General features: G+C 67.3%; 13 protein-coding genes and 1 pseudogene. 6 read left to right on the forward strand and 8 right to left on the reverse strand.

Annotation, left to right across the window (positions count from 1 at the left end):
• Position 1: 1 nt before the first annotated feature.
• The 3 genes from IP91_RS20515 to IP91_RS20525 form a co-directional block, all read right to left on the reverse strand.
• Positions 2–1,471, reverse strand: coding sequence for an MFS transporter (locus IP91_RS20515; protein WP_229474742.1), 1,470 nt, complete (start codon positions 1,469–1,471; stop codon positions 2–4).
• Positions 1,472–1,523: 52 nt separating this feature from the next.
• On the reverse strand, positions 1,524–2,120 hold the full coding sequence (locus IP91_RS20520) for a TetR/AcrR family transcriptional regulator (RefSeq protein ID WP_229474744.1): 597 nt from the start codon (positions 2,118–2,120) through the stop codon (positions 1,524–1,526).
• A gap of 181 nt (positions 2,121–2,301) precedes the next feature.
• Positions 2,302–3,507, reverse strand: coding sequence for an MFS transporter (locus tag IP91_RS20525; RefSeq protein WP_145651434.1), 1,206 nt, complete (start codon positions 3,505–3,507; stop codon positions 2,302–2,304).
• A 147-nt stretch (positions 3,508–3,654) separates the two neighbouring features.
• Here IP91_RS20525 and IP91_RS20530 point away from each other — a divergent pair, with 147 nt between their 5' ends.
• The gene (locus IP91_RS20530) at positions 3,655–4,266 is read left to right on the forward strand and encodes a TetR/AcrR family transcriptional regulator (RefSeq protein WP_229474746.1); all 612 of its coding nucleotides are present in this window, start codon (positions 3,655–3,657) and stop codon (positions 4,264–4,266) included.
• A gap of 64 nt (positions 4,267–4,330) precedes the next feature.
• Here the strand turns inward: IP91_RS20530 and IP91_RS20535 are convergent, their stop codons facing one another.
• The 4 genes from IP91_RS20535 to IP91_RS20550 all read right to left on the reverse strand — a co-directional run bounded on the left by IP91_RS20535 (position 4,331) and on the right by IP91_RS20550 (position 7,758).
• Complete coding sequence (locus tag IP91_RS20535) at positions 4,331–5,107, reverse strand: molybdopterin-binding protein (protein ID WP_145651438.1); 777 nt, start codon at positions 5,105–5,107, stop codon at positions 4,331–4,333.
• On the reverse strand, positions 5,100–5,927 hold the full coding sequence (locus tag IP91_RS20540) for a cytochrome b/b6 domain-containing protein (RefSeq protein ID WP_145651440.1): 828 nt from the start codon (positions 5,925–5,927) through the stop codon (positions 5,100–5,102). Before IP91_RS20540 ends, IP91_RS20535 begins: the two co-directional genes overlap by 8 nt.
• Before the next feature lie 54 nt (positions 5,928–5,981).
• Positions 5,982–6,626: a hypothetical protein gene (locus tag IP91_RS20545; RefSeq protein WP_229474748.1), complete on the reverse strand. Its 645-nt coding sequence runs from the start codon at positions 6,624–6,626 to the stop codon at positions 5,982–5,984.
• Positions 6,627–7,011: 385 nt separating this feature from the next.
• Positions 7,012–7,758 (reverse strand): glucose 1-dehydrogenase, encoded by a 747-nt coding sequence (locus IP91_RS20550; protein WP_145651442.1) that lies wholly within the window; start codon positions 7,756–7,758, stop codon positions 7,012–7,014.
• A 131-nt stretch (positions 7,759–7,889) separates the two neighbouring features.
• On the opposite strand from IP91_RS20550, the pseudogene IP91_RS20555 reads away from it, so the two are divergent.
• From IP91_RS20555 to IP91_RS20565, 5 genes and pseudogenes are all read left to right on the forward strand, one after another.
• Positions 7,890–8,734 (forward strand): annotated as a pseudogene (locus tag IP91_RS20555) (LysR family transcriptional regulator).
• A gap of 292 nt (positions 8,735–9,026) precedes the next feature.
• Positions 9,027–9,167, forward strand: a complete 141-nt coding sequence (locus tag IP91_RS26105; RefSeq protein WP_158643178.1) for a phytochrome family protein — start codon at positions 9,027–9,029, stop codon at positions 9,165–9,167.
• Positions 9,168–9,194: 27 nt separating this feature from the next.
• A complete protein-coding gene (locus tag IP91_RS20560) occupies positions 9,195–10,676 on the forward strand; it encodes a GAF domain-containing protein (RefSeq protein ID WP_145651444.1) in 1,482 nt (493 codons plus the stop codon).
• On the forward strand, positions 10,640–10,813 hold the full coding sequence (locus IP91_RS26110; RefSeq protein ID WP_158643179.1) for a hypothetical protein: 174 nt from the start codon (positions 10,640–10,642) through the stop codon (positions 10,811–10,813). Before IP91_RS20560 ends, IP91_RS26110 begins: the two co-directional genes overlap by 37 nt.
• Complete coding sequence (locus IP91_RS20565; RefSeq protein WP_145651446.1) at positions 10,810–11,277, forward strand: response regulator; 468 nt, start codon at positions 10,810–10,812, stop codon at positions 11,275–11,277. The genes IP91_RS26110 and IP91_RS20565 overlap by 4 nt, the downstream gene beginning before the upstream one ends.
• Here the strand turns inward: IP91_RS20565 and IP91_RS20570 are convergent.
• Positions 11,183–12,133 (reverse strand): LysR family transcriptional regulator, encoded by a 951-nt coding sequence (locus IP91_RS20570; protein ID WP_145651447.1) that lies wholly within the window; start codon positions 12,131–12,133, stop codon positions 11,183–11,185. The two genes, IP91_RS20565 and IP91_RS20570, sit on opposite strands and share 95 nt — an antisense overlap.
• Positions 12,134–12,203: the final 70 nt, after the last annotated feature.

Consider the following 12,203-nt stretch of genomic DNA (forward strand, 5'->3'; position numbering starts at 1 on the left):
ATTATAGACCGGTGGTTTTAGCGCCGGAGACCCGGCCGCGCGTGGCAGCGACGACAGTTCGCCAAGCGAGCGTCATGCCCAGCGCCACGCCGGCGCCCAGGCAGCAGGCGATGCACAGCGCGGCCACGATGAAGGCATGCGCGATCGCCGCCGGGTCGTCGCGTCCGCCAAGCACGGTGTAGAAGATCCCGCCGATCAAGGCCACGCTGAGCGCGGTGCTCACCTGCAGGGTCGAGCTGGCGATGCCGGCGATCATGCCGGCGTGGGCGGGCGCCACGCGGCCCGTGATCATCTTCATCAGTGTCGGCAGGCCGAGCCCTTGGCCGAAACCGATGCAGAACAGCAGGATGGCGAGCGCCATGGAGGCCGGCGCCGTGCCATCCGGCGTCGCTGAGATCAGCCATGCCAGGCCGAGGAATGCGGCCATTTCCAGTCCCATGCCGAGCGGATTGACCCAGTCGCCGAAATGCCGGCGGAAATACGGCGTGGACAGGGGCCCCAGCAGGAAGCCGGCGCCGAAGGGCAGGAAGACCAGGCCGGCGTCCAGGGCGCTCACGTGCAGGGCGTTCTGCAAATAGACCGAGAACAGCAGGAAGAAGGACCCGATCGAATAGAAGGACAGGGCGATCAGCAGGGCGCGGCCCAGTCCCGGCGTGCGCAGGGCCGCGGGATCGAGCAGGGGCGCTCCGCCGGCCTGCGCGAGCCGGCTCTCGTAGCGCCAGAAGAACCGCGCCAGCAGGGGCGCCATGGCCAGCGACAGCCAGGACCACCAGGGCCATCCCGCCTCGCGGCCTTCGATCAGCGGCACGATCAGCAGCGCCAGCGTGAGCATCGACAGGACCATGCCGCCCGGGTCCAGCTTGCCCGAGCGCCCCGCGTCCGTCTTCTTCAGCAGAGGAATGCCGAACAGGATCACCAGCAGGGCCACCGGCAGGTTGACCAGGAAGACCGCGCGCCATCCCAGGCCGAACAGGTCCAGCGCGATGAGGATGCCGCCCAGCGCCTGCCCGATGACGGAGGCCAGGCCGAACACCGCGCCGTACAGGCTGAGCGCGAGCGGCTTTTCGGATTCGGGGAAGATGGCCTGGATGGAAGCGAGCGCCTGTGGGGCCATGACGGCGGCGCTGATGCCCTGCAGTGCGCGGCCGGCGACGAGGGCCCAGGGCGACCAGGCGACACCACACAGCAGCGACGCGGCAGTGAAGCCGATCAGGCCGAGGAAGAACACGCGGCTGCGGCCGTACAGGTCGCCCAGGCGTCCGCCGGTGATCAGCGTGACGGCATACAGCGCGGCGTACGCGGAAATGACCATCTGCTCGGCCGAGGACGAAGTGCCCAGGCCGCCCTGGATGGACGGCAGCGCCACGTTGACGATGAAGAAGTCGAGCGGCGGCAGGAAGGCGCCGACCAGCAGGATGGCAAACATCGCCCAGCGGCGCGGCTCGGGAGGAGCGGGATGAGTCTGTATCATGGTGTCTCCTTAATAAACCAATCGGTTCCAAATTAGGCAAAAAAAATGTGCGTCAGTCGAGAACGCGCAGGGCGTTGTCGACCAGCGCGACCATCTCCGCTTTGGCAACGCCGGTCTTGCCCAGCACGCGCATGCCCTGGATCTGGCAGACCAGGAAGCGCGCCAGGGCCTGCGCATCGCGTGCGGGAAGCTCGCCGCTGGCCTGGCCGCGGACGATGGCGGCGGCGTACAGTTGCTGCAGGCGTTCGAACATGCCGCGGGCCCGTTCCGCAATGTCGGGATCGTGCGCCGCCTGTTCCGTTGCCATCGCCACGATCAGGCAGCCGCGTCGGCCCGTGCTACCGGAGGACTGGACGGCATGGCGCAGCAGCGCCGTGCGTATTGCCGCGCGGGCGGAGCCCGGTTGCGACAGCTGCTCCGCGGTGACTTGCAGGCCCTCGGCCATGTAGCGGTCGAGAGCGGCCAGCAGCAGGCCCTTCTTGTCGCCGAAGGCCTTGTACAGGCTGCCGCGCGAGAGGCCGGTCCCCTCGATCAGGTCGGGCAGGGATGCGCCTTCGTAGCCGCAATCCCAGAACACCTGCATCGCATCGCGGGCGGCATCGTCCAGTGCGAATTCGCGTGGACGGCCGGGTGCGCCGTTGTTTCCCATCGCTTTACCTCGTCAATCCCGTTATATATAAACCAATCGGTTCCGATATTAGCACCGGGCGCGGGGCAAGGCAACCGGGCGCCGGTTGAATCCCGTCCCGTCGTCACGCCAGCAAAAAGTGACGGTGCCACGGCCTTTGCAGATACCGCCGCCGCCGCCGCAGGAGCTTGACGCGGTGAGATCAGTGCGCGCGGGGCCCCGGGGGGAAGCCATGGGCCCGGGCCGACCAGGCGACGCCGAAGCCGGCGATCGACAAGCCCAGCACTGCCCAGGGAAACGCGCCGGCGCCCCAGGTATCGAGCAGCACACCGCCCAGCGCACCGGCCCCGGCTATCGCACTGTTCCAGGCCACGACGTTCATCGACAATGCGATGTCGGCGCCCGTGCCGGCACTGTCGGCCAATGCCGTTTGCAGCAGCGTCGCGGCGCCGCCGAAGGTCACGCCCCACACGGCAACGCCGGCGTAGATCGCCGCCGGTGCATGGGATGCAACGATGAACAGCAGGGCGACCAGCGCAAAGATGGCCAGGCTCGCCAGGACTGCCGCGCGCAGCCGGCGGTCCACCATCCGGCCCGCGAGCCAGATGCCTCCCAGCGCCGCCAGGCCAAAGGTGAGCAGCACCACGTCGACGTGGCCGGCCAGGCCCGCCAGCGCAACGAAGGGCGCGATGAAGGTATAGAGGACGTTGTGCCCCAGCATCCAGAGGACGACGGTCGCCAGGACCGGCCGCACGCCCGGGGTCCTGAACACGGCGCCCATGGACCGGCGCTCACGGCCTGCCTGGCCGGGATAGTCCGGCACCTTGACGAGCACCCACACGATCAGCAGCACGGTCAGGCCCGACATGACGTCGAAGGCATTGCGCCAGCCCACCGCCTTGCCAAGCCAGGTGCCGAGGGGAACGCCGAGGGCGAGCGCAATCGGCGTGCCGACCATCGCGATGGCCATTGCCTGCCCCTGCTGGTGCACGGCCACCATCCGCCTGGCGTAGCCGGCCAGCAGGCTCCATGCCAGGCCCGCCGCGGCGCCGACGCAGAACCGCGCCACCATCGTCAGCCACAGGCTGGAGGAGTGTGCGGTGACCAGGTTAAAGACGAGAAAGCCGGCGATCGTCAGCAGCAGCACGTTGCGGCGCCGCCATCCTTGCGTGGCGACAGTCAGCGGGATTGCGGCCAGGAGGGAACCGAGTGCATACGCCGTCACGGTCTGTCCTGCCAGGGCAGTGCTGATGCGCAGGTCTGCGGCGATCTGCGGCAACAGGCCGGCAGGCAGGGTTTCGGTGGCGATGCAGATAAAGCCTGTCATCGCCAGCGCAAGCAAGGCCGCGATCGGTAACGGTTCCGTGGAGGCCAGGGTGCGGCCATGGGGCGGATTTGCTGCATTCATCGTTGCTCCTGTGAAGACGGTAAAGGGAAGATCGGCGCTAACATATGTATCAATCGGTACAAATGTTAAGTTGGGCGGTCCGGCTTGTCAACGACTTTTGTACCGTTTAGTATTGATGTCAGTGAACAGGAGGAAACGATGGCGCAAATGGGCCGACCGCGACAATTCGACCGCGCTACCGCGGTGACCAAGGCGATGCATCTGTTCTGGCAGAATGGATACGAGGGCACCTCGCTGAGCCAGCTGAAAGCCGAACTGGGGATCTCCGCGCCCAGCTTCTATGCGGCCTTCGGTTCGAAGGAGGCCCTGTTCCACGAAACCGTCGCCCGGTACCTGGACAGCCATGGATCGGTGATGGACTGCCTGTGGGATCCGGCGCTGCAGCCCAGGGCCGCCATCGAGCTGGCGCTGCGCGGCTCGGCGCGCATGCAGGTCGAGGCATCGCATCCCAGCGGGTGCATGGTGGCCCTGGGCGTGACGAGTGCCGGCGCACCCGACAACGCGGCCGTCACCGCCGGGCTGACGGCGGCGCGGGCCCGCAACCGCGCCGGCATCCTGGCCTGCGTGCAGCGCGGCATCGCGCAACGGCAACTCGATCCCGCCACGGATGCCGCCGCCTTGGCGGGTGCCTTCGAAAGTTTCCTGCTGGGGCTGTCGACGCTCGCGCGCGACGGTGCCACGCGGGAGACCCTGGACAGCGCCGTCACTCAGGTCCTGCAACTGTGGCCCGGTCCGGTGGACGGCAAGGCGGAACGCTGAAGACGCCACTGGCGTTCCGGCCGGCGCGTCAAGCAAGTGCGCGGCCGGAACGATCGGCGTCGGGTCAAATCCCCGCATACCACTCATAACCGCGGTCTTCCCAGTAGCCGCCCCTGCCGGCCCCCAGGCCCTGCAGGCTGTCGACCAGCTCGATGCGCATCAGGTACTTGGCCTGCTTGTAGCCGAGCTGGCGTTCCACCCGCAGGCGCAGCGGCGCGCCGTGGCCAACACTCAGCTCCTTGCCGTTCATGCCGTAGGCCAGGATCGTCTGGGGGTGAAAGGCATCCACCAGGTCGATGCTCTCGTAGTAGCGGCCGCTGCCATCGAGCGTCGGCTCGAGTTCGTCGGCGCAGTGGAACACCACGTAGCGTGCGCTGGGCAGGATGCCGGTGGCGCGCAGCACCTCGGCCAGCGGCACGCCGGTCCATCGGGCGATCGCGCTCCAGCCTTCCACGCAGTCGTGGCGCGTGATCTGCGTGCGCGACGGCATCACCTTGAGCCCGTCCAGCGAGAATTCCCGGGGCCGCGCGACCAGGCCGTCGACGCGCAGGCGCCAGTCGACGAAACGCTTGTCGAGCAGGGCCGCGTAGGCGTCGCTGTCCGGCATGCTGCTGCCGTTGACCCGGAAGCGCGGCGAGATGTCGGTTGCACGGTATTCGCGGGCCAGCGCATGGCGGCCCTGCAGCAGCCGCTGCGCGGATCGGGTGAGGTGTTCCGCCGTTTCGAGCACCCGGCCGGTGGGCGTGTCCTGCACGGACATGTCGCAGCCGAGCAGGGCGGCGCCGGCGCCGAGTGCGCCGCCCAGGAGGAAGCGGCGGCGGGTGGGTCGATGGTCAGTCATGGTGCGATGTCTCGATGGCGTAGCGGCCCGTGATCATGGAACGCAGGTTGTTCCACACGCCCGACAGCAGGACCATGGCGAGATGGACCAGCACGAACAGGACCACGAGGGACGCGGTGATGAAATGGAGCGTGCGGGCCGACTGGCGTCCGCCGAACAGGTCCAGCAGGAAGGGCGCCACGGCGTTCATGCCGGGCGACATGGTCAGTCCGGTCAGTACCATCAGCGGCAGCAGGACCGCTGCCACGCCGAGGTAGCTGAGTTTCTGCAGCACGTTATAGCGGCGCGCCGCATGTCCCTCTGGAAAGCGCAGGCGCGCATGGGCGACGATTTCCTGCCAGAGGTGGCGCGGCGCGAGCTCCGCGCGGTGCGGTACCAGGTCGCGACGCCAATGCCCGCTCATCACGCTGTACAGCAGGTAGACGGCGCCGTTGCACGCGAAGGCCCACGCAAAAAAAAAGTGCCAGCGGCGGCCCGCTGCCAGGTCCTGGAAGGAGGGCAGGGTCAGCCAGGCCGGAAAGGCGCGTTCGGTGCCCTGGCCAGCGACGCGTGAGACACCCAGCACGCCGGTGGTCGCCACTTCCGCATGGCCCACGCGCAGGTAGCCGCGCAGCTCGCCGTGAGCGCGCGAGGCGCCGATGCTGAGGAAGGCGGGATCGCCGTCGGCGCCGTACTGGTCCCAGTACAGGCTGGGCCAGGCGTTGAAGATCTGCAGGCCGCTCAACAGCAGGACGCCCAGGCAGATGACATTGATCCAGTGGGTGAGGCGGGTGATGACGGCATGCCGGCGCACCAGCACGGTGTTTTTTTCAGGCTTCATGACAGCTCCGGAAAATGGAAGCCGGCCTGCACAGCGCGGCCGGCTTCGCTTTGCTTACATCGGCGGCACCACGCCATTCGCGCCCACCACGATCTGCTGCGCCGTGAGCGCGCCCTTGTCACCCTTCATGGCCGGCACGAACACGACCGCGCCGGCAACCAGGTCCTTCATCCCGGCCGGCGCCAGGGTCACGACCGGAGTGCCGGGCGGGATGGCGATCTTCTTTTCCTTGCCGTGGTAGGACACGGTGACGGTATGGCCATCGACACCCTTGACCGCGTTCGCCACGGTGGCATTGGTCATGCTGCTGTTCGGCTTCAGGTCCCAGCCGTAGCTGCCTTCGCCCGTGCCCTTCATGGCCGGCGGGAAGATCAGCACTTCGAGGGCGCCGTCGCCGCCATCGGCCTTCGGCAGCGAAGCGATGCCCACGAAATCGCCCGGCTTGATGTCGCCGATGTCGGCGCGCGCCACGCCGGCAACGCGGGCGCCCTCGGCCAGGGTGACGTCGACGGTCCTGCCCTCGCGGGTCCTGACCTTGATCCTGCTGCCGTCGACGGCAACGATGCTGCCGCGGACATGGACCTGCTCCGCATTCTGGGCCTGGGCCACGGCCGGCATGACGAAACTGGCGGCCGGCAGCACGAGGGTGGAGGCGGCGAGCAGGGCGCGCGCAGCGATACGGGAAATCATCTTGTTCATGGTATACCTACTAGTTGGTAGATTGATGGCGCAAGTAAAACGACCTCGGTACAGCGCGCCGACAGACTGCCGAGGTCAACTGGTGATGATGGTGGTACCGCCGGGCTTCAGTCTCCCGGCGGCAGGCGTGTCACATGCGGCGGGATGGCCGCCAGGTGTGTTCATGTCGTTATCCTACCTACTGGTAGGTATGCAGTCAAGCGCTGTCATCCCGTTCCGTGGACGATGATCTCCATTGAATGGGCAACCGTGGCCGAAGTGCGGCAACGCAGGCGCACGTCGGAGGGGTGCTGCTCGGCCATCAGAAATCGGGATCGGCCCATTGCTTCCCGGCCCAGGCTGGCAGGCGTCACAAGACGTTGCAGGTCCTGGCCATTGCAAGCGCTCAGCGCATGCCGCCCGAACCGAGGATGATTTCGCCCGTCACCCAGCCGGCATCGTCCGACGCGAGATAGGCAACGATCGGCGCGATGTCGCGCACCTGGCCGATGCGCCCGAGCGGCGTCAGGTTCTCGTACCAGGCCTGGAACGCGGAGCCGATCGCGCCGGCGGCATGCGTGCCTTCGGTTTCGATCATGCCGGGGCTCACGGCATTGACACGGATGCCCCGCGGGCCGAGTTCTCGCGCGAGCACGCCGGTAATGGCATCGAGCGCCCCTTTCGTTCCGGTGTAGACCGCACTGCCCGGCGGCAGAACGCGCGTGACGTTCGAGCCGATGTTGATGATGCTGGCACCCTTGCCCAGGTGCGGCGCCGCGGCGCGGATGACCAGCAGGGGACCGAGCACGTTGATGTCGAACTGCCTGCGATACAGCTCCTCGGTGGTGTCGCCGATCTCCGCCAGCTGGTAGATGCCGGCGTTGTTCACCACGATGTCCAGGCGCCCGAAACGATCGATGGCCGCCGTGACCAGCGCTGCGACTTGTGCCGCGTCCGTCACGTCGGCGCCCACCGCCACGGCCGTCCCGCCAGCGGCGTCGATGTCGGCGACCACCTGGTCGGCACCGCTCCTGCCGGATGCGTAATTGACCACGACCTGCGCGCCATCGGCGGCCAGCTGGCGGGCGATGCCCGCGCCGATTCCCTTGGACGCGCCCGTTACGATGGCGACCTTGTCCTTTAACTTGTACATGTCTTGAGAGCCCGGAAGAGCTGGCGTTCATCCCGCCAGCAGGTTGGAAAACACCATGGTGCCGCGTACAGAGTTGTCCGGGAACTGCCACTCCTGTATATTCGACGTACATTTTTGTACGGATCGATACGATGGACTGGGGCGACGTCCGGATCTTCCTGGCGGTGGTGCGTAGCGGATCGTTCGGCGAGGCCGCGCGTACCCTGGGCGTGAGCCATCCGACGGTGGGGCGCCGGATCAAGGCGCTCGAGCAGGAGGCGCAGCAGCCGATCTTGCGCAGGACCAGCGCGGGCCTGGTCCTCACGGATGCCGGGGATGCCGGATGGCCCTGGCGGAAGCCATGGAAGCTGCCGCGCTGGCCATGGAGCGGCGCCTGGCGGGCAACCACGAGCGCCTGGAAGGCATCCTGCGCATCTCTGCGGCGGAATGGTTTGCCGGCCATGTGCTCGCGCCCGTGCTGGCCGAACTGGCGCGCCGCCATCCGGCCGTGGTGCCCGAGGTGATCGCCAGCTACCGCCTGCTGAACCTGTCGCGCCGCGAGGCCGATGTGGCGTTCCGCATCGTGCCGTTCACCGAACCGGACATCGTCCAGCGCCGCCTGATGACGATCCCTTACGGCCTCTATGGCTCCGCCGATACCGCGTCGGCGCTGCAGCACGATCCGGCGTCGGTGGGACTGATCCTGATGAATACGGCGCAGTCCCACTTTCCCGATGTCGCCTGGCTGCTGGACCGGTTTCCGGCGTCGCGGCGGGTCTTCACGAGCACGAGCCGGGCCGTCCAGGCCCAGATGTGCCTGCGAGGCATGGGCATTGCCGTGCTGCCCATGCCGCTGGGCGATGCCACCACCGGATTGCAGCGTATCGACACGCCGGACGGGCCACCCGGCAGGGACGTCTGGGTGGGCTACCACCAGGACCTGCGGCATATGGACCGCCTGCGGGCGATGCTCGAGATTGCCGATGCGATGCTGTAGCCGGAACGCCAGCAGGGCATACGCTGAAGGGCGATGTTCGAATGGCATGGCTATCCGGCAAGGCCGTCTGGAGCCATGTTGTTGCACGGTCGACGAAGCTGCCGATGGTGCTGAAATGAGGGCATTACTGGCGGGCGATGTAGCGTACACTGCACCGATGGTTGGTAGGACTAAAAGTGAAGGCACCCCGCCTCCATATCCTCCTGAGGGGCGATATGAACTTGTTCTTACATCCAGGCTGGTCCGGCGACGGATCCCGCAACAACGAGCCTGAGCCCAGCCAGGCAGCTCCGTGAGCGCTGACCTTGCCCAGTGCGGCGACGCGGCCCTGACGCTCGAGAATTGTTCCGACGAGTCCATCCATCTGCTGGGCATGCTGCAACCCCATGGTGCCATGCTCGTGCTCGACAGCACGCTGCGGCTGAGTGCCTGAAGCGCCAATGCCGCATCGCTGCTGGACATGGTGCGCGCGCCTGGATTGCCGCTGGCGCAGCTGGCGCTTGCGCCGGCCGTGCGCGCGAACGTGGAGGCCTGCGTGGCGGCAGCCGGCGACGAGGACACCACGCACACGTCCGTGCAGACGACCATCGGTGCCCTCGAATTCGATTGCATCACCCATCGTTACCTGGGCAACGTGCTGGTCGAGTACGAGCAGCGCACGGTATCGGGAGATGTGGTGGGCCTGCTCGCCGTCAGGGCGCATGGCGCCATCGACAGCCTGCGGCGCCAGGAATCGGTCGCGACGCTCATGGGCCGGGTCACGCAGCAGGTGCAGGCCCTGACGGGTTTCGACCGCGTGATGGCTTACCGGTTCCGCCATGACGGCAGCGGCGACGTGGTGGCCGAAGCGCGTGGTGTCGACCTGGCGTCGCTGCTCGGCATGCGCTATCCCGCCAGCGACATACCCGCCCAGGCGCGCCGCCTCTACCTGATCAACACCTTGCGCCTGATTGCCAACGTAGGGGCCACTCCGGTAGCCATGCTCGGCCGCCATGACGGTGCGCCCGTCGACATGAGCCATGGCGTGCTGCGCAGCGTCTCGCCGATCCATCTCGAATACCTGCGCAACATGGGCGTCGCTGCCTCGATGAGCGTATCCATCGTCGTCAACGGCGAGCTGTGGGGCATGCTGGCATGCCATCACATGACCGCACGGCAGGTGCCGCACGCGATCCGCGCGGCGGTCGATGTCCTGGTGCAGGTGCTGGCGGCCACCGTGCAATGGCTCGAGGCCCAGCAGTGCAGCCAGTTGATCGAACAGTCGATGCAGGTGCGCACGCGGTTGATGCGCACCCTGGTGGACGATGACGACGTGCTGCGCGCGATCCTGGACGAGGCCGCGGCCCTCTGCGCATCGCTGGAAGCGGAGGCGCTGGTCGTCTGCCAGCACGGCCGCATTCTGGTCCATGGCGATATCGACGTGACGATGGCGGCGGCGATCATCGCGTCCCTGGAGGACAGTACCGAGGAGCTGGTGGTGCGCCAGGCGCGCCCGGACTGGCCGGACAGCATCGGTGACCACAACGGCAAATGGGTCGGCATGCTGGCCCTGTCGTTCGATCCCTCGACCCGGGGCTGGCTGATCGCCCTGCGTGCGGTGCTGGACGATATCGTCGACGAGGCCCGCACCGGCAATCCGGACACCCGCTACCTCGTCGCCTCATCGGCGAGCGCCATCGTGGACGGCGATGCCGACCGGCTCACCCAAGTGGTGAGCAACCTGCTCAGCAACGCCAAGAATCATGGCGATGCCGCGCATGCCATCGACATCCGCCTGGCCAGCGTCGGCCGGTTCGCCGTGCTGAGCATCCGCAACGCCGCCATCCCGATCAACGAGGAACTGGCCAGGGTGCTGTATGACCCGTTCAAGCGCGTGGCGCTCGATAACGCCCGGAACCGGGCGGCATGGGCCTGGGCCTGCACCTGGTCCACAAGATCGTGACGGAGCATTGCGGCACGATCCACTACAGCTACGAAGCACCCGACGTGATTTTCACGGTAGCGATTCCGCTGGCAGCGCCGGCGGCACCGACGGAAATCGCGCCAACCGCCTTCGCAAATGGCAACAGGGTGAAATGATGGCAATGAGAGAAGAATCGAAACGCATTCTGCTGGTCGACGACAGCCGTGACTCGGCCGATGTCATGGCCGAGTTGTTCCATTACATGGGCCATGAAACGCAGCGCGCCTACGAGGGCATCGATGCCCTTGCGATCGCTGCCTGGTTTTCACCGCAGGTGATCATCCCGGACCTGTCCATGCCGAACATGGACGGGCTCGCGGTGTCCCGGGCGCTGCGCCGCATGCCCAATGTCTGCGATGCCGCCATCATCATCCTGACCGGATTCTGGGGAAGGACCGCGGCGGCTGCCGAGAAAAGGGGGGTGGACCTGGTAATGATGAAGCCGGCGAATCTCGAGAATGTTCTATCGGGCATGCATGCCGTGATCAGGATGCGCCAGCAGGGTTCCGGCGCGGCAGGCTGGCGGCCATCGGCGTGGCCGCCAGCATCGGCGGGATCCGGCTTGCCAGCTCGTCGATAACCACGCGCACGCGCATGGGCAGATAGCGCCCCAGCGGCCACATGGCGTAGACATCGAACCCGGGCCCGCGCAGTGCAGGAAGCACCTCCACCAGCAGCCCGGCATGCAACTGGTCCGTGATCAGCCAGGAAGGCAGCCACGCCAGCCCGGCGCCCTGGACGGCGGCCGCGGCGATCGATTCCAGGTCGTCGAAGCGCAGCCGCCCCTGCGCGACGATGCTGCGCAGGGCGCCGGACTCGCTGAACCGCCAGGGCACAACGCGCTCGCCCTTGCCGTACGCAAGGGTGTCATGCGCTGCCAGGTCGTCGAGACAGGCAGGCGCGCCGCGGGTCCGCAGGTAGGCGGGCGCGGCACACAGCACCATGGTCTGCACGCCGAGCCGGCGCGCCTTCAGGTCGGCTTCGTTGGCCAGCGCGCCGGTGCGGACCACCAGATCGTATCCATCCTCGAGCAGATCGACCGGCCGGTCCGTGAACGTGACATCGATCGCCAGCTGCGCGTGCTGTTTTGCCAGCGGCACCAGCAGCGGCGCAACGCAGTGCCGGCCCAGGAGGACCGGGACGCTGATGCGCAGGCGGCCCACCGGCTCGCTGCGGCCCGTGTCGAAGATCTGTTCCGCACCCCTGATTTCCGCCAGCGCCCCGGCGCAACGTTCGTAGAACAGGGCGCCTTCCTCGGTCAAGGCCAGGCTGCGCGTCGTCCGGTGAAACAGCTGCACGCCCAGGCGCTCTTCCAGCCTGGCAATAGCCTTGCCGACGGCGGAGCGTGTCAGCCCCAGCTGCCGGGCGGCCACGGCGAAGCTCGCCCCCTGGGCTGCCTGGACAAACGCGGCAATGCCGGCCAATGGATCGCTCATACACGCCTCTGGTGAAAAAATGTCCCCAACGCAGGGAGTAACCGGCGTCAATGGAGCGTTATTTTCTCTT

Origin of the sequence: Pseudoduganella lurida (assembly GCF_007830455.1) — a bacterium.
GTDB lineage: Bacteria > Pseudomonadota > Gammaproteobacteria > Burkholderiales > Burkholderiaceae_D > Rugamonas > Rugamonas lurida.

Bases quoted from the DNA above. Each gene is read 5' to 3' on its own strand.
- IP91_RS20515 (WP_229474742.1), bottom strand. From the start codon at position 1,471: ATGATACAGACTCATCCCGCTCCTCCCGAGCCGCGCCGCTGGGCGATG.
- IP91_RS20520 (WP_229474744.1), bottom strand. From the start codon at position 2,120: ATGGGAAACAACGGCGCACCCGGCCGTCCACGCGAATTCGCACTGGAC.
- IP91_RS20525 (WP_145651434.1), bottom strand. From the start codon at position 3,507: ATGAATGCAGCAAATCCGCCCCATGGCCGCACCCTGGCCTCCACGGAA.
- IP91_RS20530 (WP_229474746.1), top strand. From the start codon at position 3,655: ATGGGCCGACCGCGACAATTCGACCGCGCTACCGCGGTGACCAAGGCG.
- IP91_RS20535 (WP_145651438.1), bottom strand. From the start codon at position 5,107: ATGACTGACCATCGACCCACCCGCCGCCGCTTCCTCCTGGGCGGCGCA.
- IP91_RS20540 (WP_145651440.1), bottom strand. From the start codon at position 5,927: ATGAAGCCTGAAAAAAACACCGTGCTGGTGCGCCGGCATGCCGTCATC.
- IP91_RS20545 (WP_229474748.1), bottom strand. From the start codon at position 6,626: ATGAACAAGATGATTTCCCGTATCGCTGCGCGCGCCCTGCTCGCCGCC.
- IP91_RS20550 (WP_145651442.1), bottom strand. From the start codon at position 7,758: ATGTACAAGTTAAAGGACAAGGTCGCCATCGTAACGGGCGCGTCCAAG.
- IP91_RS20560 (WP_145651444.1), top strand. From the start codon at position 9,195: ATGGTGCGCGCGCCTGGATTGCCGCTGGCGCAGCTGGCGCTTGCGCCG.
- IP91_RS26110 (WP_158643179.1), top strand. From the start codon at position 10,640: ATGGGCCTGGGCCTGCACCTGGTCCACAAGATCGTGACGGAGCATTGC.
- IP91_RS20565 (WP_145651446.1), top strand. From the start codon at position 10,810: ATGATGGCAATGAGAGAAGAATCGAAACGCATTCTGCTGGTCGACGAC.
- IP91_RS20570 (WP_145651447.1), bottom strand. From the start codon at position 12,133: ATGAGCGATCCATTGGCCGGCATTGCCGCGTTTGTCCAGGCAGCCCAG.